The organism is Sphingobacterium cavernae (assembly GCF_008520265.1).
Taxonomy (GTDB): domain Bacteria; phylum Bacteroidota; class Bacteroidia; order Sphingobacteriales; family Sphingobacteriaceae; genus Sphingobacterium; species Sphingobacterium cavernae.
The window spans coordinates 1-26,128 of record NZ_VIQM01000087.1 but is presented as its reverse complement, the minus strand read 5'-3'; the positions used below and the strand labels follow the sequence as shown (position 1 = coordinate 26,128).

The 26,128-nt window shown below is 37.3% G+C and carries 27 protein-coding genes, 1 tRNA gene and 3 pseudogenes; 18 read left to right on the top strand and 13 right to left on the bottom strand.

Annotated features, from left to right (window positions below):
- Window positions 1–25 precede the first annotated feature (25 nt).
- The 11 genes from FLS47_RS15560 (at window position 26) to arsB (ending at window position 8,377) form a co-directional block, all read left to right on the top strand.
- A complete protein-coding gene (locus tag FLS47_RS15560) occupies window positions 26–1,036 on the top strand; it encodes a zinc-binding alcohol dehydrogenase family protein (protein WP_149915253.1) in 1,011 nt (336 codons plus the stop codon).
- 435 nt (window positions 1,037–1,471) lie between these two features.
- On the top strand, window positions 1,472–2,050 hold the full coding sequence (locus FLS47_RS15555) for a Crp/Fnr family transcriptional regulator (RefSeq protein WP_149915252.1): 579 nt from the start codon (window positions 1,472–1,474) through the stop codon (window positions 2,048–2,050).
- 64 nt (window positions 2,051–2,114) lie between these two features.
- Window positions 2,115–2,483, top strand: a complete 369-nt coding sequence (locus tag FLS47_RS15550) for a DUF4260 domain-containing protein (RefSeq protein ID WP_223225352.1) — start codon at window positions 2,115–2,117, stop codon at window positions 2,481–2,483.
- 322 nt (window positions 2,484–2,805) lie between these two features.
- Window positions 2,806–3,234: an ArsR/SmtB family transcription factor gene (locus tag FLS47_RS15545; protein WP_394349536.1), complete on the top strand. Its 429-nt coding sequence runs from the start codon at window positions 2,806–2,808 to the stop codon at window positions 3,232–3,234.
- A 4-nt stretch (window positions 3,235–3,238) separates the two neighbouring features.
- Entirely contained in the window at window positions 3,239–3,805 is a 567-nt protein-coding gene (locus FLS47_RS15540) for a hypothetical protein (protein ID WP_115170677.1), read from the top strand.
- A gap of 56 nt (window positions 3,806–3,861) precedes the next feature.
- Window positions 3,862–4,335 (top strand): DUF6428 family protein, encoded by a 474-nt coding sequence (locus tag FLS47_RS15535; RefSeq protein ID WP_115170678.1) that lies wholly within the window; start codon window positions 3,862–3,864, stop codon window positions 4,333–4,335.
- 47 nt (window positions 4,336–4,382) lie between these two features.
- Complete coding sequence (locus tag FLS47_RS15530) at window positions 4,383–5,444, top strand: ArsO family NAD(P)H-dependent flavin-containing monooxygenase (protein WP_115170679.1); 1,062 nt, start codon at window positions 4,383–4,385, stop codon at window positions 5,442–5,444.
- 1 nt (window position 5,445) lies between these two features.
- Complete coding sequence (locus tag FLS47_RS15525; RefSeq protein ID WP_115170680.1) at window positions 5,446–6,219, top strand: metallophosphoesterase family protein; 774 nt, start codon at window positions 5,446–5,448, stop codon at window positions 6,217–6,219.
- A gap of 15 nt (window positions 6,220–6,234) precedes the next feature.
- Window positions 6,235–6,846 carry an arsenate-mycothiol transferase ArsC gene (locus tag FLS47_RS15520; protein ID WP_149915251.1) on the top strand — a complete coding sequence of 204 codons (612 nt, stop codon included), beginning with the start codon at window positions 6,235–6,237 and terminating at the stop codon, window positions 6,844–6,846.
- 1 nt (window position 6,847) lies between these two features.
- Window positions 6,848–7,339: a GNAT family N-acetyltransferase gene (locus FLS47_RS15515; RefSeq protein WP_115170682.1), complete on the top strand. Its 492-nt coding sequence runs from the start codon at window positions 6,848–6,850 to the stop codon at window positions 7,337–7,339.
- Window positions 7,340–7,345: 6 nt separating this feature from the next.
- Window positions 7,346–8,377 carry an ACR3 family arsenite efflux transporter gene (gene arsB, locus FLS47_RS15510; RefSeq protein WP_149915250.1) on the top strand — a complete coding sequence of 344 codons (1,032 nt, stop codon included), beginning with the start codon at window positions 7,346–7,348 and terminating at the stop codon, window positions 8,375–8,377.
- Window positions 8,378–8,463: 86 nt separating this feature from the next.
- Here arsB and FLS47_RS15505 read toward each other — a convergent pair whose 3' ends face one another.
- Entirely contained in the window at window positions 8,464–9,507 is a 1,044-nt protein-coding gene (locus FLS47_RS15505; RefSeq protein ID WP_149915249.1) for an IS110 family RNA-guided transposase, read from the bottom strand.
- Between the two features lie 885 nt (window positions 9,508–10,392).
- Between FLS47_RS15505 and FLS47_RS15495 the strand changes: the two genes are divergently transcribed.
- The 3 genes and pseudogenes from FLS47_RS15495 to FLS47_RS15485 all read left to right on the top strand — a co-directional run bounded on the left by FLS47_RS15495 (window position 10,393) and on the right by FLS47_RS15485 (window position 12,088).
- Window positions 10,393–10,932: an IS3 family transposase gene (locus tag FLS47_RS15495; protein WP_149915248.1), complete on the top strand. Its 540-nt coding sequence runs from the start codon at window positions 10,393–10,395 to the stop codon at window positions 10,930–10,932.
- 75 nt (window positions 10,933–11,007) lie between these two features.
- On the top strand, window positions 11,008–11,397 hold the full coding sequence (locus tag FLS47_RS15490; RefSeq protein ID WP_149915247.1) for a hypothetical protein: 390 nt from the start codon (window positions 11,008–11,010) through the stop codon (window positions 11,395–11,397).
- Between the two features lie 16 nt (window positions 11,398–11,413).
- Window positions 11,414–12,088 (top strand): annotated as a pseudogene (locus tag FLS47_RS15485) (SDR family oxidoreductase).
- A 70-nt stretch (window positions 12,089–12,158) separates the two neighbouring features.
- On the opposite strand, the gene FLS47_RS15480 reads toward FLS47_RS15485, so the two are convergent.
- The 8 genes and pseudogenes from FLS47_RS15480 to FLS47_RS15445 all read right to left on the bottom strand — a co-directional run.
- On the bottom strand, window positions 12,159–12,761 hold the full coding sequence (locus FLS47_RS15480) for an HD domain-containing protein (protein ID WP_149915246.1): 603 nt from the start codon (window positions 12,759–12,761) through the stop codon (window positions 12,159–12,161).
- 76 nt (window positions 12,762–12,837) lie between these two features.
- Window positions 12,838–13,527 (bottom strand): VIT1/CCC1 transporter family protein, encoded by a 690-nt coding sequence (locus FLS47_RS15475; protein ID WP_149915245.1) that lies wholly within the window; start codon window positions 13,525–13,527, stop codon window positions 12,838–12,840.
- 27 nt (window positions 13,528–13,554) lie between these two features.
- Window positions 13,555–14,130, bottom strand: a complete 576-nt coding sequence (locus FLS47_RS15470) for a cytochrome b/b6 domain-containing protein (RefSeq protein WP_149915244.1) — start codon at window positions 14,128–14,130, stop codon at window positions 13,555–13,557.
- A gap of 2 nt (window positions 14,131–14,132) precedes the next feature.
- Window positions 14,133–14,894 carry a phosphatase PAP2 family protein gene (locus tag FLS47_RS15465; protein ID WP_149915243.1) on the bottom strand — a complete coding sequence of 254 codons (762 nt, stop codon included), beginning with the start codon at window positions 14,892–14,894 and terminating at the stop codon, window positions 14,133–14,135.
- A complete protein-coding gene (locus FLS47_RS15460; protein ID WP_149915242.1) occupies window positions 14,891–16,018 on the bottom strand; it encodes an efflux RND transporter periplasmic adaptor subunit in 1,128 nt (375 codons plus the stop codon). Before FLS47_RS15460 ends, FLS47_RS15465 begins: the two co-directional genes overlap by 4 nt.
- Window positions 16,019–16,025: 7 nt before the next feature.
- Complete coding sequence (locus FLS47_RS15455; RefSeq protein ID WP_149915241.1) at window positions 16,026–20,348, bottom strand: CusA/CzcA family heavy metal efflux RND transporter; 4,323 nt, start codon at window positions 20,346–20,348, stop codon at window positions 16,026–16,028.
- A 178-nt stretch (window positions 20,349–20,526) separates the two neighbouring features.
- Window positions 20,527–20,856, bottom strand: a complete 330-nt coding sequence (locus tag FLS47_RS15450) for a hypothetical protein (protein WP_149915240.1) — start codon at window positions 20,854–20,856, stop codon at window positions 20,527–20,529.
- A 161-nt stretch (window positions 20,857–21,017) separates the two neighbouring features.
- A pseudogene (locus tag FLS47_RS15445) lies at window positions 21,018–21,374 on the bottom strand (conjugal transfer protein TraG); the annotation flags it as partial.
- A 57-nt stretch (window positions 21,375–21,431) separates the two neighbouring features.
- Here FLS47_RS15445 and FLS47_RS15440 point away from each other — a divergent pair.
- The 4 genes and pseudogenes from FLS47_RS15440 to FLS47_RS18655 form a co-directional block, all read left to right on the top strand.
- A complete protein-coding gene (locus FLS47_RS15440; RefSeq protein ID WP_149915239.1) occupies window positions 21,432–21,710 on the top strand; it encodes a transposase in 279 nt (92 codons plus the stop codon).
- Window positions 21,707–21,976 carry a hypothetical protein gene (locus FLS47_RS15435; protein WP_149915238.1) on the top strand — a complete coding sequence of 90 codons (270 nt, stop codon included), beginning with the start codon at window positions 21,707–21,709 and terminating at the stop codon, window positions 21,974–21,976. Before FLS47_RS15440 ends, FLS47_RS15435 begins: the two co-directional genes overlap by 4 nt.
- Before the next feature lie 4 nt (window positions 21,977–21,980).
- On the top strand, window positions 21,981–22,565 hold the full coding sequence (locus FLS47_RS15430; protein ID WP_149915237.1) for an IS3 family transposase: 585 nt from the start codon (window positions 21,981–21,983) through the stop codon (window positions 22,563–22,565).
- 63 nt (window positions 22,566–22,628) lie between these two features.
- Window positions 22,629–22,769, top strand: a pseudogene (locus FLS47_RS18655) (recombinase family protein); the annotation flags it as partial.
- A gap of 739 nt (window positions 22,770–23,508) precedes the next feature.
- On the opposite strand, the gene FLS47_RS15420 reads toward FLS47_RS18655, so the two are convergent.
- The 4 genes from FLS47_RS15420 to FLS47_RS15405 form a co-directional block, all read right to left on the bottom strand.
- Window positions 23,509–23,581: transfer RNA gene (locus tag FLS47_RS15420), tRNA-Lys, on the bottom strand.
- A gap of 279 nt (window positions 23,582–23,860) precedes the next feature.
- Window positions 23,861–25,126 (bottom strand): DUF3472 domain-containing protein, encoded by a 1,266-nt coding sequence (locus tag FLS47_RS15415; protein WP_149915236.1) that lies wholly within the window; start codon window positions 25,124–25,126, stop codon window positions 23,861–23,863.
- A 201-nt stretch (window positions 25,127–25,327) separates the two neighbouring features.
- Complete coding sequence (locus FLS47_RS15410) at window positions 25,328–25,867, bottom strand: dihydrofolate reductase family protein (protein ID WP_149915235.1); 540 nt, start codon at window positions 25,865–25,867, stop codon at window positions 25,328–25,330.
- A 66-nt stretch (window positions 25,868–25,933) separates the two neighbouring features.
- On the bottom strand, window positions 25,934–26,128 hold a 195-nt coding region (locus FLS47_RS15405), incomplete at its 5' end, for a transposase (protein WP_149915234.1).

Below are 26,128 nucleotides of genomic sequence, written 5' to 3'. Positions count from 1 at the left end.
AAAATACTATAGCCAAATTTATATAATGAAAACTCTTCAATGCGAAAATCCTCATAATTTTGAATACCACGAAACAGAAATACCAAAAGTAAACGATGGAGAATCCTTATTAAGAATAAGAAGAGTAGGGGTTTGCGGTACAGATATACATGCATTCGAAGGAACACAACCATATTTCAATTATCCCCGAGTTTTAGGCCACGAGTTAGCGGCAGAAATAGTCGAAACTACAGATCCGAATTTTCAGATTGGGGAATATGTGACACTAATTCCTTACAAATCTTGTGGGCGGTGCGTCGCATGTAAGAGAGGTAAGGACAACTGTTGTGTCTCTATGCAGGTGTTGGGGGTGCATATTGATGGTGGAATGACTGAATATATGGTTGCGCCAAACAAATTAATTATTAAAGGGCAAGGATTGGACTTGGATGAATTGGCTTTGGTTGAGCCTTTTGCTATTAGCGCACATGCTATTAGGAGAGCTAATGTTCAGGTAGGAGAAAATATACTCGTTGTGGGGGCAGGTCCTATAGGGTTAGGACTTATAGAATTTAGTTGTATTGCTGGCGCAAATGTAATTGTGATGGATTTCAATGTAGACAGATTACAATTTTGTAGAGAGAAATTAAACGTTGCACATACGATACATGTTGGAGTCGATGAACCGCTCGAAAAGCTACAAGAAATTACGAAAGGTGAAATGCCCACAGCTATTTTTGATGCTACCGGAAATCTAAGAGCTATAGAACAATCTCTTCAATATTTGGCACATGGAGGGACTTTCGTCCTCGTCGGTATTCAAAAAAACAATTTCAGTTTTAGCCATCCAGAATTTCATAAAAGAGAGTCAACCTTAATGAGTAGTCGAAACGCAACAAAGCAAGATTTTCAATTCGTAATGGATACTATCAAATCAAAAAAAATATATCCTTATACTTTTATCACACATCGGCTTGAATTTGAAAGCGTAGCGCAGGAATTTGACACGTTTTTTAAGCCTGAGAATAAAGTTATAAAAGCTTTAATTGAGCTTTAGAATTTATAGTAGTTAGGGTAGATTATTAAGATTTGAAATTTAGTATTCAATAATCTACCTTAATTTTCTTGCGGATTTTGTTAGCATAATTATTCTCCAAAAAATAACTAGGCATTAACGCTGCTGCGCTGCTTGTGAAAATGGTGTTAACTATATTTTTGTTGATAATAATATTCGGTATACATAATACCATTCCTAATATACAGAAAGCTAATACAGCATTGAATTTCCATATTCTTATTCTCCCTCTATACACAGAATAATCCTATACAAATTGGAATAAGATATAGGAGAAGCAAAAGAACGTCGACCATTAAGTTTTGAACTCCTGAAGCAATAAAATCATTACAAATTAAATTTAAAATAGGCTTTTGTCATTGATCGATAGCTATTTGTATCTTTGTGATTGATTTACAATAATTTCAAAATCTTACCTTGGAAGAATTTAATAAATTAATACAGACACATTTCGGACAACTCACCAATAAAGAGTTGGCAACAATTCATTCATATTTTCATGAAGAACAGCTTCAAAAAAATGATTTTTTCACAAGGTCAGATAAAGTTTGTGACAGGCTCAGCATCGTGAAATCCGGAATTTTAAGAGTTTACGCTTTATCAGATGGAAAGGAAATTACACAATGGATTTCTACTGAAAATTTCTTGATTACGGAAGTTTCAGGTTTCTTTTTTGACCAGCCTAATCGCTGGACAATACAGGCGTTTACCGATACAGAGTTATTGACTATTACCAAAACAAACTATCATAAACTTTGCAAAGAATTTCCCAAATGGAATACAATTGAAAAAAGGTTGATTCTAAAATGCTTTGCATTGATTGAGAATAGAGTTTTCTCTCATTTATCAATGACAGCAGAAGAAAGGTATGATTTGTATTTTGAACAAAATAAAGCGTTGTTTAATCAGGTACCTTTACAATACATTGCCTCTGTTTTGGGAATGTCACCCGAAACATTTAGCAGGATAAGAAAACGTCAGGCTGAAAATTCTTGATTTTTGTCAAGAGATACCGAAGTAAAGTTTTACACTTTTGTATTATAACAATAAATCAGTAGCTATGACAAACAAAATGAATAATCTTTTGAAATTGGAAGAATTGGGACAGTTAATACTTTCTATAATCCTGTTTAGTCAATTGGATTATTCCTGGTGGATTTTCCCAATCTGTATTCTATTGCCCGATTTATCAATGATTGGTTATTTAATCAATACCAAAACAGGTGCTTGCCTATATAATTTCTTCCATCACAAATTGGTAGCTATAATTATTATGATTTCTGGGTTTTTGTTAGATAATTCATTGCTCATATTAGCAGGAGTAATTTTATTCGGTCATTCATCAATGGATAGAATGTTTGGCTATGGACTAAAATTCAATGACGATTTTAAAAACACCCACTTAGGTTGGATTGGGAAAGGAGATTAAGAATTACCTTCTGTAAAAAATCGAGTAGTCTCAAGATTATTCGATTTGCTTTTTGAAACTGTATTTTAAATGATTATTTGTGTGGAGCAGGTTGTTCGGTTTTACTTCCTACTGTTGTTTCTCCTTGTCTTTTTTCATTGGTGTATATGAAAATAATAGAAAACCGATTATAACCAAAACGTAGGTTTACGGCTTATCCAATAGACAAGCTCTATCTCTATAACGAGAAGAATAATACCCAACACTAATTGAGAAGTAACCAAGCATTTGGTTTTGGATCAACTTCTTTTCTTTCCAGATCTGCGACCAAAGAAAAGATTCTGTGTTAAGATACAAGTCTTTAGAAGAATTTTTATTGAAAAAAAATGATAATATTTTTATATTTCAAATCATCATCGTAATATTGCAATATAATAATTCAAATATGGGAGCTACGAAGACAGATCATTTTACAGAAAGCCAGAACCAGATTGCGGTTATTGCTAAAGCATTGGGACATCCAGCGAGGGTTGCTATTATCGAGTATTTATTGAAAGTCAATACTTGTATAACTGGAGATATTGTGAATGAACTACCATTAGCACAGCCTACTGTATCACAGCATTTAAAAGAATTAAAAAATGCGGGTTTGATACAGGGAAGCATCGAAGGCAACTCAGTTTGTTACTGCATTGATGAAAATACTTTTGATATATTGAAAGAGTATTTTTCAAAAATAATCTTTACAGTAACCAATCAAAAATGTTGTTAAGCATATGGAAATTGCTTTCCTGATATCGTCGATATTGTTGATCAGTTATTCGCTGCTGGCAGTATTTGATGGTGTATTTTTACACTTATATAAATATCGCCTCTATCAACATGAAGAAAGCCGTTTTGAACATCTTACACATACAATAAGAGCCGTATTATTTACGGGCATCTTAATCTCGCTGTTCATCAATATTGAAAACAACAATTTGTTTTTATTTGGCTGCATTTTGATTGCAGCTGATATTATCACCTTGTTGGTAGATGCCTATGTTGAAAAAGATAGTAGAGCATTTATGGGAGGGCTGTCAAGATGGGAATATATTGTTCACCTTTTGGTAAATGGTTTCCACTTCGCTGCTATCGCTGTTTTTTTAGTGATTAAAATAAATATAAATGCTGATGGCATCAGTTTAACGGAAAATTTTCAGCAGATAGAAAACTATCAAACTTTTAAAATCATCGCATTGAATCTTTTACCGGGTGCGATAATCATCAGCCTTGTACATATTATGGTCTATGTTCCAAAATTCAAATATTATTTTGAAAAGATACAGATCAAATGCTGTTAAAAAAATTTGCTAACAAATATCGCAATATTGCATTATAACTATAAAATATTTAAACAATGAAATTATCAGAAATCAAAGAAATTCTTCCAACATTAGAGAATGTTGAATTTCAATTAGAAAACGGAACATTTGTACCTGAACATTTCCATGTTACAGAAGTGGGTCAGATCAATAAAAGATTTATTGATTGCGGTGGTGTAATCCGTGATGAAAAGGCTGTAAACTTTCAGCTTTGGAATGCAGATGATTATGAACATCGTTTAAAAACAGGTAAGTTGTTAAACATTATCAGACTTTCTGAGGAGAAATTAGGAATCGAAGATTCGGAGATCGAAGTTGAATATCAAAGTGATACCATCGGTAAATATGATCTGGAGTTTAACGGAAAAACCTTTGTATTGAAAAGCAAAACAACAGCATGCCTTGCCCAGGACGCTTGTGGCATTCCATCAGAAAAGCAAAAGAAAAACCTTTCTGAATTAACGGTAAATCAGAGCAATACATGTACACCCGGAGGTGGTTGTTGCTAACTATCCGGAGAATGTAATATATAACTTCTAAACAGTATTAAAATCCGATGGAAGAAATTTTTGATGTTATTGTTATTGGAGGGGGACAGAGTGCCTTAGCTTGTGGATATTATCTGAGACGGGCAAAACTGAAGTATATTATACTTGACAAGCAGGATATTCCGGGGGGAGCATGGCTCCATACCTGGGATAGTCTGACTCTTTTTTCTCCCAGAGAATACAGTTCATTACCGGGTTGGCTAATGCCTAAATCTGAACATCAGTTTCCGCTAAGACAAGAAGTAATTGATTACTTGGGCAAGTATGAAGACCATTATCAACTGAATGTTCAAAGGAGTACTGAAGTTACTGAAATTAAAAAAAATGAAGATTTATTTTCCGTTCATACTCTTCAAAGGATTTTTAAAACCAAAACAGTTATTTCAGCAACCGGAACTTGGGAGAATCCATTGATCCCAACGATTGATGGAATTGAAGATTATAAAGGTCTACAGATACATTCGGGAAAATATAAGAACCCTGAAAAATTTATCGGACTGAAAACATTAGTAGTAGGCGAAGGTAATTCAGGCGCACAGATTGTTGCAGAGCTTTCAAAAGTTACCACTGTAAAATGGTCAACCAAAAAGGAGCCTGAATTTTTACCTGATGATGTAGATGGTTATTATTTATTCACTGTTGCCTCTGCCCGATACAAGGCAGAAAAAGAAGGAAAACCGTTTGATTCATCGCAATACAATTTAGGTAATATCGTAATGGTTCCAACGGTTAAAGAGGCTAAACAAAGAGGCGTATTTGCATCAAGTGGTACATTCCATCAGCTATACGATAAAGGGGTAATTTGGTCCAATGGTGAAAAAGAGGAATTTGATGCCATTATTTGGTGCACAGGTTTCGGTTACAATACCTCTTATCTTAAATCACTTATAGAAACGGATGAAAAGGGCATTGCAAAAACTACAGAAAGCAAGTCCTTAGAAGTGACCGGACTATGGCTTGTAGGATATGGCAACTGGACTGGTTACGCCTCTGCAACATTAATAGGGGTAAACAGAATAGCAAAACAGACCATTGCTGAAATCGAAGAATTTTTAAACCAAAATAACTAAAATGAAAATTGCATTATTCAGCGATATTCACGCTAATTTACCTGCACTGGAAGCTTTCTTTAAAGATGTAGAAATCCGTAATCCGGATAGTATTTATTGTTTGGGAGATCTTGTAGGTTACAATATTTGGCCCAACGAGGTTGTCAATGAGATTCGAAAAAGGAAAATACCAACCATTGCCGGAAATTATGATTTTGGCATTGGGCGTATGAGCAACGAATGTGGTTGTGCCTATAAAACTGACGGTGAAAAAGACAATGGTAACATTTCCATTTCTTTTACAAACTCCATTATGAAGGACGATGAACGCTCCTATCTGCGAACACTTCCTGCACACATCAAAGTTGAGTTCCAGCTTAATGAAGACAAATTAAATCTTCTATTAGTACATGGCAGCCCAAGAAGAATAAATGAATATCTGTTTGAAGACCGGGAGGAAAAAAGCTTGCTCAGGATCATGGAGCAGGCAGATGCAGATATTATGTGTTTCGGACATACCCATAAGCCATATCATCGCATTTTAAATTCAGGTACTGAGGATCTTCCGCATTATCGCCATGCAGTTAATATCGGTTCTGTGGGAAAACCAAAAGATAATGATGTGCGTGGAGGCTATGTTATGTTAACGATCAATGATAATAGTTCTGTGCTTAATAAAGACAGTATCAAAGTTGAATTTATTCGATTTGATTATGATATTGAAAAAGCGGCACAAGCAGTGGAAAACAGCCCACTACCTAATGAATATGCAGAAAATTTAAGAAGAGGCTATTAATTTTAAAATTTAGAAATGAACCAAACACTTATAAAAAATATCGAAGCACTCTCAGCTGGTGCGATATCAGAAGAACGAAAAATAGTTTTGCAACCTTTAGTTGATTATGTGCAGAGGAAAATAGAAACTGACCAGACGATCCGTTTAAATTTCATCTGTACCCATAACAGTAGAAGAAGTCATTTATCGCAGATCTGGGCACAGACTATGGCTTATCATTTTGGCGTTAAGAACGTATATTGCTATTCAGGTGGCACTGAGGCAACAGCGATGTTTCCTAAAGTAGCAGAAACGTTAAGTAACCAAGGTTTTCAGATCCAAAAACTTAGCGAGAACGAAAACCCTGTCTATGCAGTAAAGTACGCACAAAATGAAGCTGCTGTAATCTGTTTCTCCAAAGAATATAACAGTAACTTTAATCCAAAAAATGAATTCGGAGCAATTATGACCTGCAATAATGCGGATGAAGGCTGTCCAATTGTGTTTGGAGCAGAGGATAGATTTCCAATAAAATACGATGACCCCAAAGCTTCTGACAATACCCCGGAACAAACGCAGGTCTACGCAGAAAGAAGTTTACAGATAGCATCAGAAATGCTTTATGTCTTTTCACAAATAAAGAAATAATATGGATATAATTTCATTTGGTCAAGAACAGTTTCCTGAAATCGCAGAAATCTATAGACAGGGCCTCGAAACTGGAAATGCGACTTTTGAAACCTCCGTTCCTAATTGGGAACATTGGGACAAAAGCAAATTAAATCATAGCCGTTTTGCTGCTATGATTGATAATACTGTAGTGGGATGGGCAGCATTGTCTGCTGTTAGTGATCGTTGCGTCTATGGCGGAGTGGCAGAAGTGAGTATTTATATTTCTGATGATCATAAAGGTAAAGGAATAGGAAAAGCACTCATGGCAAAATTGATAGTCGAAAGTGAGATTAATGGAATATGGACATTACAGAGTGGAATGTTTCCAGAAAACGAAGCAACAATAGCTCTTCATAAGAGTGCCGGTTTTAGAATAATTGGTCGCCGAGAAAAAATCGGAAAGCTCGGAGATACCTGGCGTGACACGGTTATTATGGAAAGAAGAAGTAAAACAATAGGAATAAATTAAAATAGTATGCAGCCAAAATTAAAATTTCTTGATAGATACCTGACCTTATGGATATTCCTTGCTATGGCAATAGGTGTCGGGTTAGGGTTCATATTTCCCGGAATTTCAAAGATCACTGATTCATTATCAGTGGGCACAACCAATATTCCATTAGCAATTGGATTGATACTGATGATGTATCCACCACTTGCCAAAGTGGATTATTCCCTTTTACCTACAGCTTTTAAGGATAAAAAGGTCATTAGTATCTCACTCTTGTTAAATTGGATTATCGGACCTGTTTTAATGTTTGTCCTGGCCATTTTGTTTTTGAGAAATGAGCCTGACTACATGATAGGTTTGATCCTTATTGGCTTGGCAAGATGTATTGCTATGGTTATTGTATGGAATGATTTAGCAAAAGGAAATAGAGAATATGCAGCACTTCTGGTAGCTTTGAACAGTATCTTTCAGGTATTCACCTACAGTTTTTTTGTGTGGTTATTTATCAATGTTCTACCCGGGAAATTAGGTCTTGCAAATTTCAATGTCAGCGTTTCCATGAAAGACGTTACAGAAAGTGTACTTATTTATCTTGGTATTCCATTTCTGGCGGGATTCTTAAGCAGATACATTTTAGTAAAATCAAAAGGGATCGAGTGGTACAATAGAAAATTTGTTCCAAGAATTTCACCAATAACACTGTACGCACTGTTGTTCACGATTGTATTAATGTTCAGTCTCAAAGGTGAAAAAATAGTGGAGCTGCCAATGGATGTATTAAAAGTAGCTATTCCACTTGTAATCTATTTCATTCTTATGTTCTTCGTAAGTTTCTTTGTAAACAAATCCTTAAAAGTACCTTACGACAAAAATGCATCAATTTCCTTTACTGCTACAGGAAACAATTTTGAGCTGGCCATAGCGGTTGCAATTGCTGTATTTGGTATTAATTCTCCACAAGCTTTTGTTGGTGTCATTGGACCTTTAGTGGAAGTTCCTGTACTCATACTACTGGTCAGAGCAAGCCTGTGGCTGAAGAAAAAATACTATTCTTAAGATAGTGCAATAAAATTCAGGGGTAGTAGTATAATCTAAAACCTTTTAAATAAATTATAGGGAGGTCGATTTGGAACTGATTAGTTTTAAATCGACCTCCCTCTTTTTAATTCTATGGAATAATCTACAAATTGCGGATTATAATATGAATTATTTTTCCATAAAATAAAAGTTAACTCTAATAGTTTTCTTTGTATGGCCACAACAGCTTTCATTTTAATTCCATGCTTTGAAACTAATCTTAAAAAAATCTCTCTGAACCCTCCGTCTGTTCTGATTGCAGCTAGAGCAGGAAAATGCATTACCTTCCTTAAATAGCGATTACCCCGCTTGGAGATTCGGGGTTTCGATTTCACTGAAGTTCCAGAAGTCTTTTCTTTTACATCCAATCCTGCATAGCTGACTAACTGTCGTTTATTTTTTATCAACTCAAAGCCATTTGTTTCAGCTATAATTGTTACAGCTGTTAGGCTTCCTATTCCCGGAATAGAAGATACTATTGTCATCTTATCCGCTAAAACGTGATCTCCTTTGATGAGTACAGCTATTTCTTCACGTATTTCTTTTTCCTGCAGATCTATTATGGATATTCTTTTTTTTGTTCTCTTCACTGAACTGGCATTTGAAGTTTCAGAAGTATGGTCTGCATGCAATTGATTTTTTAACATTGTACGCTCCTGTATCAACTGTTCACGCTCTCGACAAAGTTGCTTCAAATCATTGTATATTTTTAAAGGAGGTTCCCAAACTTCCAATTGTCTTTCCAAACCAAATCTCGCAATGGCTTGTGATGCACTCTTGTCCGTTATCGTTTTTATGTCTAGTGTTCTCGAATAATTGCTGATCTTATTCGGTAAAACGATACTGACTTGTTTTTTAACATTGTATAGATAGTATGCCAGGGATTCATGGTAAACACCTGTCGCTTCCATTACATACCGTATCTCTATTGAGGTCGATGTCTGCTTATTGACCCACGATACAAGAGCTGAATAACCTTTTTTAGTATTTGCAAATACTTTATAAGCATAAACTTCTATACTGAGCTGCTCATCCATTCGGCCAAGTGATACAACCAATTCGTTTTGTGCCACATCGATGCCTACCGTTTGTTTTAATAATACTCTCATCTTATTTTTTTTTAGATAAGTGAAAACCTTTCGTCATCTTTTCTCCTGAGTGGATATACTGGCTATACGACTCTTGATAATGAGTGGATTCCTTACATTCTGTTCAGATTCTAAAAGGTAAAGAAGAGGAGGCAGTCTCTTTTCCCGAATATACCGTACGGCTATTTAAAGCAAAATCTACTCTCACTCTTCTTCACTTAGATTATAATTATACAAACATAGGAGAAGCAAAAGAACGTCGCTTGGTTAATTTTTGATTGCTGTTTGTTGAAGACAGTATTAATTCATTAAATTTGTTTTCCAATATAGAACGGTGAATTAATAAAATGGGAGGAGTTAAACAAAGATGGCTTGAATTAGAAAATAGTAATCTAAGCAACATTCCTGATATACATATTTGTATCAAACATTTGATGACAAAAGCATTAATCGTTTTTTTTAACAAAATTATGAAGATGGTTATTGTGATTATTGTGGAAAAGAATTAAAAGTTGTAGGCTTTAAGGCGAAAGTAGCCATCGAAGCCATCAAAGAACAGCAAACGGTCCACGAACTGGCGGCCAAATATGAGGTTTATGCTACGGAAATCAATACCTGGAAACGTGACTTTCTGAATAATGCGGAATCGGTTTTCATTAAGGACCAAGACCGGCCCAAGGATGATTCCGCGGAGAAGAAGGAGCTTTATTCGAAAATCGGGGAATTACAGATACAAGTGGATTTCCTAAAAAAAGTATTGGGCAAATGAGTTTGGATGATAAACGCAGGCTTGTTTGCCCACGGTACAGAAAGTTGAGTGTTTTCCAGCAATGCAAGGTCATCGAGTTGCCGCGCAGTAGCTACTATTTCAAGCCCCAAGGCTAGTCGTTATTCAACCAACGGGTGATGAAGGCCATTGACCGGAAGTTTTTGGATTATCCGTTCTATGGTGTGGAGCGGATGACCGCCTACCTGAAAATGGACCTAGGATATTTTGTTGGTAAAAAGCGTATCAGGCGATTGTATAAGGTCATGAACCTGAAGGCTATCCACCCCAAGAAGAATCTCAGCAAGGCAAATAAGGCTGATTATAAATTCCCTTATCTGCTCAGGAACCTTAAGATAGAAAGGCGCAATCAGGTCTGGCAGGCGGATATCACCTACATTCCGATGTCCCGCGGATTCATGTACATGTTTGGCATCATCGATGTCTATAGCCGCAAGATCATGGGGTGGAACGTTGCCAATACGATGAGTGCAGAATTGTGCCGGGAGGTAATGACGGATGCCATACACAGGCATGGCAAATCGGAAATCTTCAATACGGATCAGGGCTCCCAGTTCACATCTGCGGTATTCATCAAAGCACTCAAAAGCCATGAGGTGAAAATATCCATGGACGGCAAAGGCAGTGCGTTAGACAATATCTATATCGAACGGTTCTGACGCTCGCTCAAAAGGGAGAAGATATACCTGAACCCACCAAACGGAGGGGCGATTTATACCGACAGGTGAAAGATTATGTGCGGTTCTATAATACCGAAAGACGGCATAAGTCAATCACCTAAAATAAAAGAACCGGTTGAAAAGGCTATTGAACAGCATTTAAGAAATCAGCAAGAAGATGGTATCCGAAGTTTATATTTGTATTCTAATCTTACATTGGCATTGGCTACTCACCAAGCTAAATATGGAACTACGGCTACCAGCAAAGAGTTTTGGGGCGTGCGGAAAGAGATGTTTCGTACCAAACAAGAAGAACGTTTGTGGGAAAATGAAATTAACATTTTAAAGCACAGTCCAGTTTTTATCTTTTTCGGCTTCCTTATAAAGAGGACTTTAGATCTGGACAATACAACCATAGATTTGGAAAACTCAATCATTTTCATTCTAACCAACTTTGTATCATAATCAAATACAAAGAAATATGAATACAAATAAGGTATGGTTCATTACTGGTGCTTCCAAAGGATTGGGATTATCACTGGCAAAAAAATTATTAGCAAATAACTACCGGGTAGCTGCAACATCCAGAAAAATTAGGTCTCTGAAACAAAATATTCCAAATTTTTCCGATTCCTTTTTACCATTGGAAATGGATATTACTAACGATGAAAACGTAAAAGCTTCAATTGAAAAAGTAATCGCTCATTTTGGTTAAATTGATGTTATTGTTAATAACGCTGGCTATAGCCAGATTGAAACGCAAGAAGAATTATCAGATAAAGAAGTCAAACAGAACTTTGAAGTCAATGTCTTTGGCTTATTAAACGTGATCAGACATTCAACGCCTTACCTACTAAAACAACAATCAGGTCATGTTTTTAATATTTCTTCTATAGGAGGATTTGTCGCAAATTTCCCTGGATTTGGTGTTTATTGCGCTATGAAATTTGCCGTTGCCGGGCTGAGCGAATCTCTCGCCGAAGAATTGAAGTCTTTTCAGATCAACACAACACTTATATACCCTGGATATTTTAGAACAGATTTTCTCTCTGGGGACTCTGTTAAGACACCTCAATTTCCAATTGGAGAATATGAGAACGCTAGACAGGTTGAGCAAGCACAAAAGTATCATTCATCTCTATTACATTATTTATGATATGGCTGATTATTAATGAAAAAATCAAAAATAATCAGCCGCGATGACCTGTTAATAATGTCATTAGTTTTTATAGGGCTTTCATTTTATTTTCTATACAAACTACATTTTTATTTTTCCCATTATGCAACTTAGTATTACAGTACGTTGTATAAAAGCAATGCTTTTTTAGAAAATCCAATGTTCTTTCTAACTTGTCTAAAGTGGGCTCTGTAGAAATATTTTCAATTTCTTTCCAAACAAGGCAATCCATTTCAATAAAATCACTTGTACCTAGATGATAGACATCTGAATCCTTTATGATTTCTTCAATCAAGCTTCTTGGTTTCCTGTTTGCTTCTGTGGCGATAATCGTTTCTCTTACTCTGTCAATAGTCTTGAAATTAATTTTAAGCTTACAAAGAAAATGTTCCATAATAAAGGTACTTCTTATTTCATGTCCTTCATTTGCTCCAATTAAATGTCCAGTATCATGAAACCAAGCCGCAACCAATAAAACAAATCGATCTTCTTCGTTTAAATGATAGAAGTCTGCCATTTCCGATGCATGTTTTACAACTAGCCTGGTATGATTTAAATTATGATAGCAAAGCTTGGGGTTCGTATATGATTTGAAAAGTGATTCAACATATATTGCTATCTTCTCTATTTTTTTATTCGTAGATCCGCTCATTTTTATTAAGATGTAACAAGTCAACTAATTAGTACTATGTTTATGTGCAAAGTCAAATTCTTATTGGGTTTGTTTTTTATGCCACCTGAACCCCAAATATATGTCCCACTAATGCGGATGCAACCATTGCGCCTGTCCCCCATAAACATATTCTTAATACTGCTTTAAAGATATTTGAACCACCGGTTTTTGCAGTGACTATTCCCAATAGAATTAAGAACAATATTGTACATATATATTGTGTATAAATCATTGTTGGAACTGGTACTAATAATGTCACGAGAAACGGTAGAGCCGATCCTAATATAAATGATGCAAATGAAGCAAAAGCCGCTTGAAATGGCTTTGCTTCTGTAATTTCATTAATTCCCAGTTCATCCCTTGCGTGGGTTCCTAAAGCATCGTGTTCAGTCAATTGTTTGGCAACCTCCATAGACAGTTTTTTGTTCAGACCTCTTTTTTCGTATATTTTAGCAAGTTCGATAAGCTCAATTTCTGGCATTTCTATCAGTTCTCGCTTTTCCCTTTCAATATCCGCTTTCTCTATATCAGATTGTGAACTCACTGATACATATTCACCTGCAGCCATAGACATAGCCCCGGCAATGGCTCCTGCTAAAGCAGCTAAAATGATTGTTTCTCTAATTTCACTGGCGGCTGCCACACCGACTATTATACTTGCAGTAGACAATATACCATCATTGGCGCCTAATACTGCAGCCCTGAGCCAGCCTGCTTTGGTAACATAGTGTTTTTCCAATTCCATGATTCTTGTGTTTAAGTAAATTGGTTATTAGTTTCCTCCAATCATCTTTGAGGTAATTCCTTTTTTCTTAGACAATTCGCCTAATACAATCCCACCAAAATGCATGACTATAAATAACGGAAACCAATATATAGCCCATTTATGAATAGCTTCCATTGGTTCTTTATACGTTCCATTTCCCCATTGAAGATAGGCTCCTGTAACTATAGAAATCGCTACAAACAGATAAAAAACAATGTAGGTAATACCTTGTAGGCGCTCATTCAGCGGTTGGTTTCTTGTGAATGGCTTAGGAAATTTTATTCCTTTTACAACCATATAAATAATCCTACAAATGAATGCAATAAACATAATGTAGGCCGCATACTCATGCCATTTCCACATAGGTGACTGAATACCTTTTACAATAGGAATTATTTGTTGTTTTTCAATAAAAATGTTTTGATTTTGAATTTGTGAAGAAACTATATCAATAATTGATTTTTTGCTCATCCAAGTCATTCGCAGGAACCCAGTTGCGAACAAAATCCCCATTAATACTGCTATTGTCCAGTGCAGAATACGATGGATTAATGCAAATTTATTTTTGTTTTGTGTTATCATAATTAGAATGTTTTTAAAATTGTTAATCCTATTTGTTTTGACTGATATAATGGCATTATCGCCATTGAATTTTTACTGTTATTTGGTGAGAGCCATTTTGATATTGTCGGAAACAACCAATAAGCAATCTCTGTAGACAATATGCCAACTCCGACTCCGGCAACCACGTCGCCCACCCAGTGTTTATCATTTAGCACCCTATAAATTCCAGTTGCTGCCGCAATTGGATAACCGGATATTCCCAGCCAGAAATTACTGTCTTTGTATTCTCTAAACATAAAATGAGCAGATGAAAATGCTGTTGCCGTATGCCCCGATGGAAACGATAGGTTATTTGAACCATTAGGTCGTTCTTCTCCGATTATTCGTTTTGTTGGCAATACGATTGCTGACGTGATTAGCTGCGATGTGGCATAGATTATTGTTCTGTCTTTAAAATTATGTTTGCCTTTTATTCCGGCAATATTAAGTCCATATACAGCAACAGCAGGTGCGTATTGCATGTAATTGTCTATAATTGCCCCTGCAATAAAATGTTCTCTAACCTCATGACGGGTGTGCGTGTTTATTTCTTTCAAATTGTCTGACACTAGACTTAACGTGCCATAAGAAATCAGTACACTAGGGACAATCAGCTTTTTATATGAAAATTTGTAGGCATTACTGTCTATGGCAACTTTCATTGTGTCTGGCTTTTTCCAAGGCTGTGCTTTAGCACTCAAAGAGAACAATATGGATACATAAAACATTACTATTCGCATCATTCTTCCGCTTTATTTTTTAATGACATGAGTAAGGTGTAAGCACCTTTTTGGGCAATTTTTTTATTGTTTAACTCATTACTATTAACGATCTCGATCCAGCCATCTCCTGAATTTCCGGTTTGTACAGGTATCATTTTAAATCTGTTCTTATCCTGTATCTCAAACACATATTTTTTACCTTCAAAGGCAAGAACACATTCTTCAGGCAATGTCAAAGCATTGGTTTCAGGTATTTCAATATCAGCGTTCATATACATTCCGGGTATTAGTTTTTCATCGAATTCCCTAAATCTAGCCTGTACCTCGACCGCACGATCTGCCGATATATTTTTGCCTATCAGGAATATTTCTCCGTTATATTTTTTGCCCGGATTATTGTTTGTATAAGCAATTAGCGGTTGACCTATTTTAATTTTATCCCAGTCTTTTTCAAATATTTTCAGATTGAGATGAAGATTATTAGGGTTTAGTAATTCAAACAATACATCAGATGGAGAAACATATTTACCTACGTTTACAAAAACTTGCGATACAAAACCATCAAAAGGTGCATATACATTTGTTGTCTGTTGAATATTGCCAACCGAAACACTCCCCGGATTGATCTGTATAAGTTTCAGTTTTTGCTCCAAAGACCGTTTGCTGATCTGCAATGTTTCGTAATCTGACTTAGCCTGAAGGTAAACTTTGTCACTGCTGGCCTTGCTCTTATTAAGATCCTTTTGTCTGAGGTATTCTGCTTCTGCATTCTGTAATTGCGCTTTGGCAGTAAGATAATCCTGCTGTAACTGGATATATTGGTTGTCTTCCATTACTGCTATTACTTCACCTTTCCGAAAGTGCATTCCGGGCAATAGTTTGGTGGATTTTACATAACCGCCCAAAGCACTACTGACAGATACCAGATTTTGTGGCGGCACATCGATCTTACCGTTTATTTTAAGTGTCTGGGTGATGTTTTTGTTCTGTAAGGTAACAGATGAGAGAGCAAAGGATTTCAATTGTTCATCTGATAATTGCAGGATATTTTCTGTATCCGGCGAAACGGCTTCTTCTGTTGTATTCTCCTTGTTACCGCAACTAAATAAAGTGAGGATAACAAAAATGCTGACTATGTATTTCATTTATTGTCTATTTTGAAATGAAGTAATGAATGTTAATAATGCTTTGGTTGAGCTGCATAACGGCTGTGTAATAATCACTTTGTATCTGAATGGCTTGATTATTAAGCATAACCCAATCCAGATAATTGATTTCTCCATTGGCAAACTGTTCCTGAGCGGTTTTGAATATCTGTTCTGATCCGGGAAGCTGTTTTTGCCGATAGGTTTCTACGATTTCCTGCTGTATCTGAAACTGCTGTAGAGCCATTTCATAATCGGTTTTCCATTGGGCCTTTGTGTATGCCAGTTCATTTTCTGTAAACAGGATGCGATGTTCCTCTGCTTTAATCTGTGAACGTTGGGCTTTGGAAAATATAGGGATACCTACACCGATTTCTATAGAATTGAACCGGTTACGGTTCAGATCAGCAAAACTTTGGTTGAAATACCCAATCGATAAGTTGGGTAGTAGTTTTGATTTTTCGAGTTTTACGTTCGCCTTTGCTTTTTGGATTTCCTGTGCAGCTAATTGTATGGCAGGATGGCTGTCCATTTCCACTGATGGATCAAATAAAATGTTTTCGATGATGATGCGGTCTGCCAATGGTTCGTACCGTTCTTCCGCATTGAGCATCAATTGAAGTTGGATCTTAGCCAGCTCGATTTCCTTCAGCAAGGATTTTAATTGAATGGCGATGTTTTCCCGTTGCACTTCCGCTGCCGTTTTTTCAAGAAGGTTGCTTGCACCTTTATCAAAGCTAAGATTTGCCATTTCCAAGAACTGGGCATACATTTTATCCGATTGGATCAGGATTTTTTCCTTTTCCCTCAAAACCAAAATGTAGTAAAACAGTTCAGTAACCGTTTTCTTTATTTGGATATTATTGAGGTTGACGGTTATCACAGAGGAATTCCATTCCTCTGTGAGGAGATTTTTCTGGTTACTGTAAACAGTTGGAAAACTTATGGACTGTGAAACGCCGAATTTATTATCAGTTGCAGCACTGTTTATCTGTCCAAACTCGCCTGTAATAGCTGTTTGTGGGATATTACTGCCCGTAGAAATACGTTTTTGGTAATATTCGGACAGGAGCGTTTTGCTCTTTATGGATAAATTGTTTTTTATTGCCATATCTACAGCCTGTTCCAGTGATATTTGCTGAGCATAGGTTGCAGTGCTTAAACAGATAAAAGTAACAATGGCAGCCCCTTTTTTATTGAATTTCAATTTGGGAAACTTCATCTTATCAAACAGTATATAGAGGATAGGTAAGACAAATAAGGTTAGGAATGTTGCGATCATCAATCCTCCGATGACAACAGTTGCCAAAGGACGTTGTACTTCAGCACCAGCACCATTGCTTACCGCCATCGGCATAAACCCTAATGATGCCACAAAAGCTGTCATTAATACCGGACGCAAACGTGTACGTGTTCCGTTCAGAACGATAGTTCTCAAATCTGTTTCACCCGCCTGTCTTAATCTGTTAAACTCAGCAATAAGTACAATACCGTTGAGTACAGCGACACCAAACAGTGCGATAAATCCAACGCCTGCACTAATGCTGAACGGCATTCCTCTCAATGCCAAAAAGAAAATACCACCGATTGCAGACAAAGGGATAGCACTGTATATCAGAAGACTTTGTTTGAAAGAATGAAAAGCGAAATATAATAGTATAAATATCAGGATCAACGATACGGGAACGGCTATCATCAGTCTGTCCTTGGCCTGATTTAGGTTCTCAAACGCACCACCATAGGTAACGTAGTAACCAGGCGAAAAAGCCAATTGCTTGTCTGCTTTTAATTGAAGTTCGTTAACGATACTCTGAACATCCCGTCCTCTCACATTAAATCCTACTACAATCCTTCTTTTTGCATCTTCCCGTTGTATCTGTGCAGGGCCATTCTGAATGGAAACATCTGCCAATTGATATAATGGTATTTGATTGCCATTGGCAATAGGAATAAGGAGATTTCGGATGTCTTCCAATTTTTCGCGTTGGTTTTCATCCAATCGAACGATCAGATCAAATCGCTTTTCACCTTCATAAACTTTTCCGGTACTCTGTCCGGCAAAGGCAGTATTGACGATTTTGTTTATCGCCGTGATATTTAGATTATACTGTGCGATATTCGCACGATTATACCGGATGATGACCTGTGGCAATCCTGTGACCGGTTCAATATACAGGTCTTGAGCACCGTCAACTGTTTTGATGATCTCTCCGAATTTATTGGCATAGCTGGCCAAGCTGTCAAGATCTTCTCCAAATATCTTACAGACGACATCCTGCCTTGCACCCGTCATCAATTCATTAAAACGCATTTGAACAGGATATTGAAAACCTGTACTGATCCCCGGTACAGCTTCAAGGGATTTACCCATTTTTTCGGCCAGTTCAGGAAATGTCTTTGCTGAAGTCCATTCTTTTTTGTCTTTAAGGATGACCATCATATCACTGGCCTCCATAGGCATCGGGTCGGTCGGTACTTCGCCGCTACCGATTTTGGTGACTACTTTTTCAACCTCCGGATACTGTGTTTTTAGGATATGGGCTGCTTTTTGGGTATAGTCAATAGTGGTCTGCAAATTACTTCCGGTCAATACCCTTGTGTCCACTGCAAAATCTCCTTCTTCCAGTGCGGGAATGAATTCACCACCTAAATTGGATAAGATAAAGACAGCTACGGCAAAACATGCTACTACAATTGAAATAATCGTCTTTGGAAAATGCAATACTTTTTCAAGTGTGATGTGATGGAGTTTTTCCAACCGTTCCATTAATCTGTCCGAAAGATTGGGCTTGTGTTTTATTTTTTTGCTCAATACAAGCGAACTCATCATCGGTATATAGGTGAGAGAGAGGATAAAGGCTCCGATCAGGGCAAAGGCAACAGTTTGTGCCATTGGTTTAAACATTTTTCCTTCAATACCTTCCAATGAAAAAATGGGCAGATATACGATCAGGATGATGATCTGACCAAATACAGCACTATTCACCATCTTTGTAGCCGAAGAGCCTACCTGCTTGTTCATCTCTTTTTGGGATATTTTGTTGAGCACGGCAAATTTTTTACCGTAATGAAGCTGGTATAGTACGGCCTCTACAATAATAACGGCTCCATCCACGATCAGTCCGAAATCCAATGCACCCAAGCTCATCAGGTTGCCGCTAACACCAAACAAATTCATCATAATGATCGCAAAGAGCATCGCAAGAGGGATTACCGAAGCCACTAAAAGTCCTGCCCTGAAATTACCGAGGAAAAGCACCAGTACGAAAACCACAATGAGTGCACCTTCTGCAAGATTGGTTTCAATAGTGCCGATCGCATTATTTACCATTTTTGTACGGTCTAAGAACGGCTCTAATACAACACCTTCGGGGAGTGTCTTGCGAATAATTTCAATCCGTTCTTTTACATTTTTGATGACTTCATTGCTGTTAGCGCCTTTTAACATCATCACTATTGCACCCGATACTTCTCCCTGATCGTTGTAGGTCATAGCTCCGTATCGTGTAGCATATCCAGTTTTCACCTCGGCAACATCTTTCAGCAGAACAGGTATACCGTCCGAAGTTGCGGTAACGGATATGTTTTCTATATCTTCTTTGTTGCCTATCAATCCCTCGCTTCGGATATAAAGCACTGTAGGGCCTTTCTCTATATAGGCGCCTCCTGTATTTTGGTTATTGTTCTCCAAAGCGGTGAACACATCACTGATGGTCAAATTGAGAGATTGGAGTTTATTGGAATTGACCGCTATTTCATACTGTTTCAGCTTTCCCCCGAAACTGCTTACTTCGGCAACACCTTGTACACCTAATAACTGTCGTCGGACAATCCAGTCCTGAATGGTGCGCAGTTCTGTGGCGTCAAACTGTTGTTCATAGCCTTTTTTCGGTCTGATGACATATTGGTAAATCTCCCCCAATCCGGTGGAGATTGGCCCCAGTTCGGGTGTTCCAACTCCTTCGGGAATTTCATTGCGTACATTTTGAAGACGTTCGGCTACCTGCTGTCTTGCCCAATAGACGTCTGTTTCATCATCAAAAACAATCGTGACCAGCGACAAGCCAAATCTCGAAAAACTCCTGATCTCGGTAATTCCATTGATATTGCTGTTGGCTTGTTCAATAGGAAACGTGACCAATCTTTCAATGTCTGTTGCTCCCAATGATGGAGCCACTGTGATGACCTGTACCTGATTATTGGTAATATCTGGCTGGGCATCAATAGGTAATTTGGTGGTTTCGTATACACCCCAACCAACCAGAGCTAAGGTAAATAGCCCTATGATGAGTTTATTCCGGATGGAAAACTCAATTATTTTATGTAACATATTATTTTATCCTGTTAATGATTAAATGGAATAGAAGGAAAGCAGGTACAGTATGAATTTATCATACTACCTGAGACCACAGCTTTTTCAGTTGATCTGCTTAGAAACGGAGAGAATACTCCATACGGGAATACCTTTCGCAAAAAGCAAAATCAACAACAAATCAATCCAATAAAAATTAACAGGATTTTGGTGGCTGCCAAATAGAAGAAAGTGAAATACGGTCTATGAAAAGGTCGTCGCGGATAATGATTTTATGATTGTCATTAAGTCTAACCTTTGAGCTTATATCAATCGGGATGGGATTTGGGGTAATACAGACAATACTTATCGGAGACCCATGCATCATGAAAGGTAATTGTTGATCCTGATCATAGTCATCATCGTGTGGATGATTTTCTAAGTGATTGCCTTTATAGTGCAATGCCAGAAATTCGACAACCGTCATTTCCGGTGTTTTTTGTTTATGTTCGAAATAATGTTCTATCAATAACGGGAATCTCAACAACTGTGACACTTCAGTTGCCGAAAAGAGGTATATTGATAGAAAAAATATAGCAAACATCTTTTTCACATCACAAATTTAGATAAAAAAGAATATACAGACTATTAAGTTGTTGTAATTTAAAACTTTTCAAAATAGGAAGGTATAATTATTAAGAAATTACTTTAAGATTGATCATGTACCAAATGCTTTAAATCGGGGTCATTTTTAATCCGTTCCATTTCGCTTTCCACAATATGTACAACATCCGTTTTGACATGTCTGTAATTGGCTTCAATGACCTGTTTCATATTGTCCATTCCTTTTTCGTCTCTGAATGATAAAATCTGCGGTATTTTCTTGTATGCTTTGGTTTCTGCAGAAACCTTTTCGTTGTCCACCACGATTTCAGCATGAAATATTTTCTGCTCGATGCGCTCCTCGAAGTTGTCCGATACTGCTCCGACAAACATACCCTGCGTGAGCGTAGATATTTTAGATGCAGGTATAAGGCTGTCCAATTGGGTGGATATAGAAGTAGATATAATACTCCCCAAATATTGGACAGCTGCTTAAATGTTTAACTTAGCAGTTGTAAAATGAAAAAGGAACGTAGAAAATTCAGTGCAAGCTTCAAGGCGAAGGTGGCCATCGAAGCGATCAAGGAACAGCAGACAGTTCATGAGCTGGCAACCAAATACGAGGTTCATCCCACCCAGATCAACACGTGGAAGCGGGAATTTCTGGATAATGCGGAATCGGTATTCAGCAAGGATCATGTGGTAACCAAAGACGAATCCAAGGAGAAGGAGCTTTATTCGAAGATCGGGGAATTGCAGATACAGGTCGATTTCCTAAAAAAAGTATTGGGCAAATGAGTTTGGAGGAAAAGCGCAGGCTTGTTTGCCCACCCTACAGGAAATTGAGTGTTTACCAGCAATGCAGGGTCATCGAGCTGCCGCGCAGCAGTTATTATTTCAAGCCCAAAGGGGAATCCCTGTACAACCAGCGGGTGATGAAAGCGATTGACCGTAAATTCCTGGACTGTCCGTTCTATGGCGTTGAGCGGATGACCGCGTACCTGAAATGGACTTGGGGTATTGGGGTATGCTGTTGGGGAAAAGCGTATCAGGCGCTTGTATAAGGTCATGAACCTGAAGGCTATCCATCCCAAAAAGAATCTCAGCAGGGCAAACAAAGGTGATTATAAATTCCCTTATCTGCTCAGGAACCTGAAAATCGACCGGGCAAACCAGGTCTGGCAGGCGGACATCACCTACATCCCCATGTTCCGTGGGTTTATGTACATGTTTGCCATCATCGATGTCTATAGCCGCAAGACCATGGGATGGGACGTTTCCAATACGATGAGTGCCGAATGGTGCCGGGACGTAATGCGGGATGCCATACACAGGCATGGCAAGCCGGAAATCTTCAATACGGACCAGGGCTCCCAGTTCACTTCCTCTGTATTCATCGAAGCACTCAAAAGTCATGAGGTGAAAATATCCATGGACGGCAAGGGAAGGGCGTTGGACAATATCTATATCGAACGGTTCTGGGGCTCGCTCAAAAGGGAGAAGATATACCTGAATCCACCAAACGGAGGGGTTGATTTATACAGACAGGTAAAGGATTATGTAAACTTCTATAATACCGAAAGACGGCATAAATCCATCGGTCGGGTAACACCCGATCAAAGGTTCTATCAGCAAATCAAAAATGTGTCGTAATTATATCTTAAATTAGTGCAAAAGTTGTCCAACAAATAGGGAGTATCATAGTTCAGCAAAAATAACTTTTGGGTAGCCGTCCGAAACCCCTTGTACTGTGGCAAAATATTCATTCCTCCCTACAAAGAGGAAAAGGGATATTCTGTCAAAGGACAGCATGAGCCATTAATCAGCGAAAAGACGTTTGCGGATGTACAGGATATTCTCGATGGGAGAAAGAGGGCTGTAAAGCCTAAAATCGTGGCTATGGACAATCTACCGCTTAGAGGGTTTATTAAATGCCCTAACCCTAATTGTAATAGGATGCTCACAGGATGTGCCTCAAAAGGCAAGATGGGCAATTACTATTACTACTATCATTGCACTTCCTCCTGCGGAGTACGGTTCAAAGCCGAAACCGCCAATGAGGCTTTCTTAAAACAGTTACGGTATATGTCGCCAAAAGAGGGCATGGTCGATGTTTTTATCGAAGCCTTTATAAAAGATTTCAATAACAAAACCAAAGCCCAAAATACCGAACGGGCAAATATCATAGGTGAGATTGATGCGTTGAACAAACGCTATCAAAATGCGCTTTTAAAAAATGCCGATGGAGAAATGGCAGATGACGATTTCCAAGAAGTAAAGAAATTGACCAAAGGAAAGATAGAGGTTTTGGAAAGAAGATTAAACGACTTGGCAGTAGTCGGAACGGAGATAAAAGATTTGGTAGCTTCTACCTTAAAAAAGGTTGCAAACATTGATAGACGCTATGAAAACGGCGATATTGAGGAAAAAAGGCTTATAGTGAGTTCGATGTTCCCCGAATTTTTGGAATTTGACGGAACACAACATCGAACTCCGAGGCTAAATTCTGCGATTGCTCTTATCTATCAGAATAACAACAAGTTACAAGGCAAAAAAAATGGGACAAGTCTTTCTTTTTTAGACTTGTCCCAAGAGGTGATCCCGCTGGGATTCGAACCCAGGACCCATACATTAAAAGTGTATTGCTCTACCAGCTGAGCTACGGAATCTTACTCTTTTTCTTGAAGTTTCCTTCGTTGTTTGGAGTGATGCAAAGGTAGGTTTTTTAGTTGTAATTGCAAATTATAGCCAAATAAAAATTCGATTTTTGTTGTAAATGGCTCTTTTTGTGTTGATTATTTTTGAAAATAGTATTTCTAATTCTCAACCGTAAGCAAAAACACATGGCCAAACATTCAATTATAAGCTAATTACTGTAATATTTATAACCTAAAAGAGCAGATTTGGAATCAAATCTGCTCTTTGTATCAACTTTAAAACAAGCTAAACTAGGGTAATTCAGCGAAATTAATTGACGGTGCTACTTGTTGATTTTCGAATTTGAAAATCGTAGCAGGTTGCTCAACCTCGTCAAAAAAACCACCCATTTTTAGGAAGTAGCCATTCGATGTTTTACCTCCAGTTGCATCAACACGATTACCCTGTCTGTAGGTGGCATCTACTGTTAATCTTGCTTGTTCCATTTTGTGCCACTCGCCATTATAGACCCATTGATTTTTGAATTCAACCTGACGTGTCAAATATCCTTGGTTAGGGTTGAAGTTTTCTAAGAAGCTATGAAAACCTTTCAAATAGGTGTTTGTTTTAGGACGCTTGAAACTTGCAATTAAATCCCATTTGTTTATTTCTGGTGCAAAAAACCAAGCTGTATAATCTGTATTTCCTTTTCCGTCAGGTTCTCCTTTTAATAAGAATTTGTAGGTCACACCAGATTTCCAATTATAACGTCTAAAACTTTGACCACCTGAGCCTTCGTTTCCAAATTCGCCGGTGTTGACATTTTGACCTTTTTTCAAGAGTTTGATCTTTTGATCTTCAGGAATGGCATTAGGATCATCTGTGTGAAAAGGACTCCAAACTGAAAATAAAATTCGACGTTCCGTTTCAGAGTTCACTTGAATACCGAAATAGCCTTCACTAAATCCATTTGCCATAAAATAAGTCCCAATTATGTCTTGACCTTCTGAAACCAAAATTTCATTGTAGTAATAGGTTGTGTTTTCAACCTGTGGACCGTACCCCAAGTGGCACGATGGACCTCTGCGTGTCCAATAGAAGTTATCAGCATCACGGCAGTAAATAACACCATTTGTGGTAGCAGCTCCTTCTAAAAGCACAGCTTCAATATCAACATTACCTGTCGAGGAAATAAAATCAACACTTTTATAACCGCTTTGCGCAATATTATACGTTCCTAAATCAATGGTTTGATAATCTTTTGATGCAATCTTAATTTTTCTTTTCTCCTTTCCAACAGCAATTTCTACTGTGGAAGGGGCTTCATCAAGCGTTTTAGCGGTTAATTTCACCACTAAATTTCCTGTATTAGCTAATTTAAAATATGTACTTACTTTCTTAGAATTTGAAGAAAGTTGTACACTATTTTTCTGCACAGCTGATTTACCATTATTGTAGCTAATTTCAAAAGAGTTGCCTGCAACAGGAATTAAAAATGTTGTTTTTTCGGATTGTTGAGCTTTGCTACTTGCTAGGAATAATACAATTAAGCAAACCGTATTGAATAATCTAATCATAAAAGTTATAGTTATGAAGTGAATTTATTCATTTTTTACAAGAAAATACTTGTTCTACTGACGCGAAAGGGGAGAAGTGGCTAAGAATCGTATAATCAAACGGTTGTCTTAAATTGTAAAATTTTAGTGCAGATCAAATAAAGAATTTTAATTTTCTAATTTCCTCAAGTCATTAACTTTTCATTGTGAATTATTGATTCGCTAATTGCTCAATCTTCGCTTGTAATGAATTTGTACTAGACCTGTATCGAACGACTTGGAACTAATGAATTCTAAATTTTGTTCAGGTCTATTATCTTGAAATAATCGTATGCCATCTCCAAGTAAAACTGGCACGATTGAAATTGTCATTTCATCAATCAAATCTTCCTTTAGCAAGGAATTAATTATTTCAGCACCGCCATCACAATAGATATTTTTGCCGGGTTGAGATTTTAATCTGACTATGAGATTTTTTAAATCTTCACTATAGAAAAATGTTCGGCCAACATTGGTCAGCGGAGTCCTGCTAATCACATATACATCACGATCACCATTATCATAATGCGTTGTGCCTATATTATTCTTTACCCAATCGTAGGTTTTACGTCCAATAATTAAAGTGTCGATGGTGGCGATGAAGTCATTGTAACCATAATCTTCGCCATTTTTTTCTACTAATTTTAGAAAACTTAGGTCATCGTTGGGTTTTGCAATATAGCCGTCTAAGCTGCAGGCAATAAATAAGCAAAGTTTACGCATGGATTGAAATTTCTGATAAGATATTGGTATTAGAACTATACTTTTCTAATAACCTGAATTCGATAATTAAAAAGCGTACAATTGGTTAGTTTTTACCGTTTGATATTTGATTGAAGGTTTCTTAGGGAAGAAACTGTATGCTGCTAATCCAGCTAAGATATTTACGATAAAGTTGATGAATGAACGATGTCTTGAATGCTCAATCTGACAGATGTTTTTAAGTTCGTCGTTCACAGTTTCTATAACTGATCTTTTTCTAAG

Bases quoted from the DNA above. Each gene is read 5' to 3' on its own strand.
- FLS47_RS15415 (WP_149915236.1), bottom strand. From the start codon at position 25,126: ATGATTAGATTATTCAATACGGTTTGCTTAATTGTATTATTCCTAGCA.
- FLS47_RS15475 (WP_149915245.1), bottom strand. From the start codon at position 13,527: ATGGAATTGGAAAAACACTATGTTACCAAAGCAGGCTGGCTCAGGGCT.
- FLS47_RS15540 (WP_115170677.1), top strand. From the start codon at position 3,239: ATGGAAATTGCTTTCCTGATATCGTCGATATTGTTGATCAGTTATTCG.
- FLS47_RS15470 (WP_149915244.1), bottom strand. From the start codon at position 14,130: ATGATAACACAAAACAAAAATAAATTTGCATTAATCCATCGTATTCTG.
- FLS47_RS15505 (WP_149915249.1), bottom strand. From the start codon at position 9,507: ATGAGAGTATTATTAAAACAAACGGTAGGCATCGATGTGGCACAAAAC.
- FLS47_RS15550 (WP_223225352.1), top strand. From the start codon at position 2,115: ATGACAAACAAAATGAATAATCTTTTGAAATTGGAAGAATTGGGACAG.
- FLS47_RS15525 (WP_115170680.1), top strand. From the start codon at position 5,446: ATGAAAATTGCATTATTCAGCGATATTCACGCTAATTTACCTGCACTG.
- FLS47_RS15490 (WP_149915247.1), top strand. From the start codon at position 11,008: ATGTGCGGTTCTATAATACCGAAAGACGGCATAAGTCAATCACCTAAA.
- FLS47_RS15455 (WP_149915241.1), bottom strand. From the start codon at position 20,348: ATGTTACATAAAATAATTGAGTTTTCCATCCGGAATAAACTCATCATA.
- FLS47_RS15520 (WP_149915251.1), top strand. From the start codon at position 6,235: ATGAACCAAACACTTATAAAAAATATCGAAGCACTCTCAGCTGGTGCG.
- FLS47_RS15560 (WP_149915253.1), top strand. From the start codon at position 26: ATGAAAACTCTTCAATGCGAAAATCCTCATAATTTTGAATACCACGAA.
- FLS47_RS15535 (WP_115170678.1), top strand. From the start codon at position 3,862: ATGAAATTATCAGAAATCAAAGAAATTCTTCCAACATTAGAGAATGTT.
- FLS47_RS15495 (WP_149915248.1), top strand. From the start codon at position 10,393: ATGAAGGCCATTGACCGGAAGTTTTTGGATTATCCGTTCTATGGTGTG.
- FLS47_RS15430 (WP_149915237.1), top strand. From the start codon at position 21,981: ATGAACCTGAAGGCTATCCATCCCAAAAAGAATCTCAGCAGGGCAAAC.
- FLS47_RS15440 (WP_149915239.1), top strand. From the start codon at position 21,432: ATGAAAAAGGAACGTAGAAAATTCAGTGCAAGCTTCAAGGCGAAGGTG.
- FLS47_RS15480 (WP_149915246.1), bottom strand. From the start codon at position 12,761: ATGAGCGGATCTACGAATAAAAAAATAGAGAAGATAGCAATATATGTT.
- arsB (WP_149915250.1), top strand. From the start codon at position 7,346: ATGCAGCCAAAATTAAAATTTCTTGATAGATACCTGACCTTATGGATA.
- FLS47_RS15515 (WP_115170682.1), top strand. From the start codon at position 6,848: ATGGATATAATTTCATTTGGTCAAGAACAGTTTCCTGAAATCGCAGAA.
- FLS47_RS15530 (WP_115170679.1), top strand. From the start codon at position 4,383: ATGGAAGAAATTTTTGATGTTATTGTTATTGGAGGGGGACAGAGTGCC.
- FLS47_RS15465 (WP_149915243.1), bottom strand. From the start codon at position 14,894: ATGATGCGAATAGTAATGTTTTATGTATCCATATTGTTCTCTTTGAGT.
- FLS47_RS15410 (WP_149915235.1), bottom strand. From the start codon at position 25,867: ATGCGTAAACTTTGCTTATTTATTGCCTGCAGCTTAGACGGCTATATT.
- FLS47_RS15435 (WP_149915238.1), top strand. From the start codon at position 21,707: ATGAGTTTGGAGGAAAAGCGCAGGCTTGTTTGCCCACCCTACAGGAAA.
- FLS47_RS15460 (WP_149915242.1), bottom strand. From the start codon at position 16,018: ATGAAATACATAGTCAGCATTTTTGTTATCCTCACTTTATTTAGTTGC.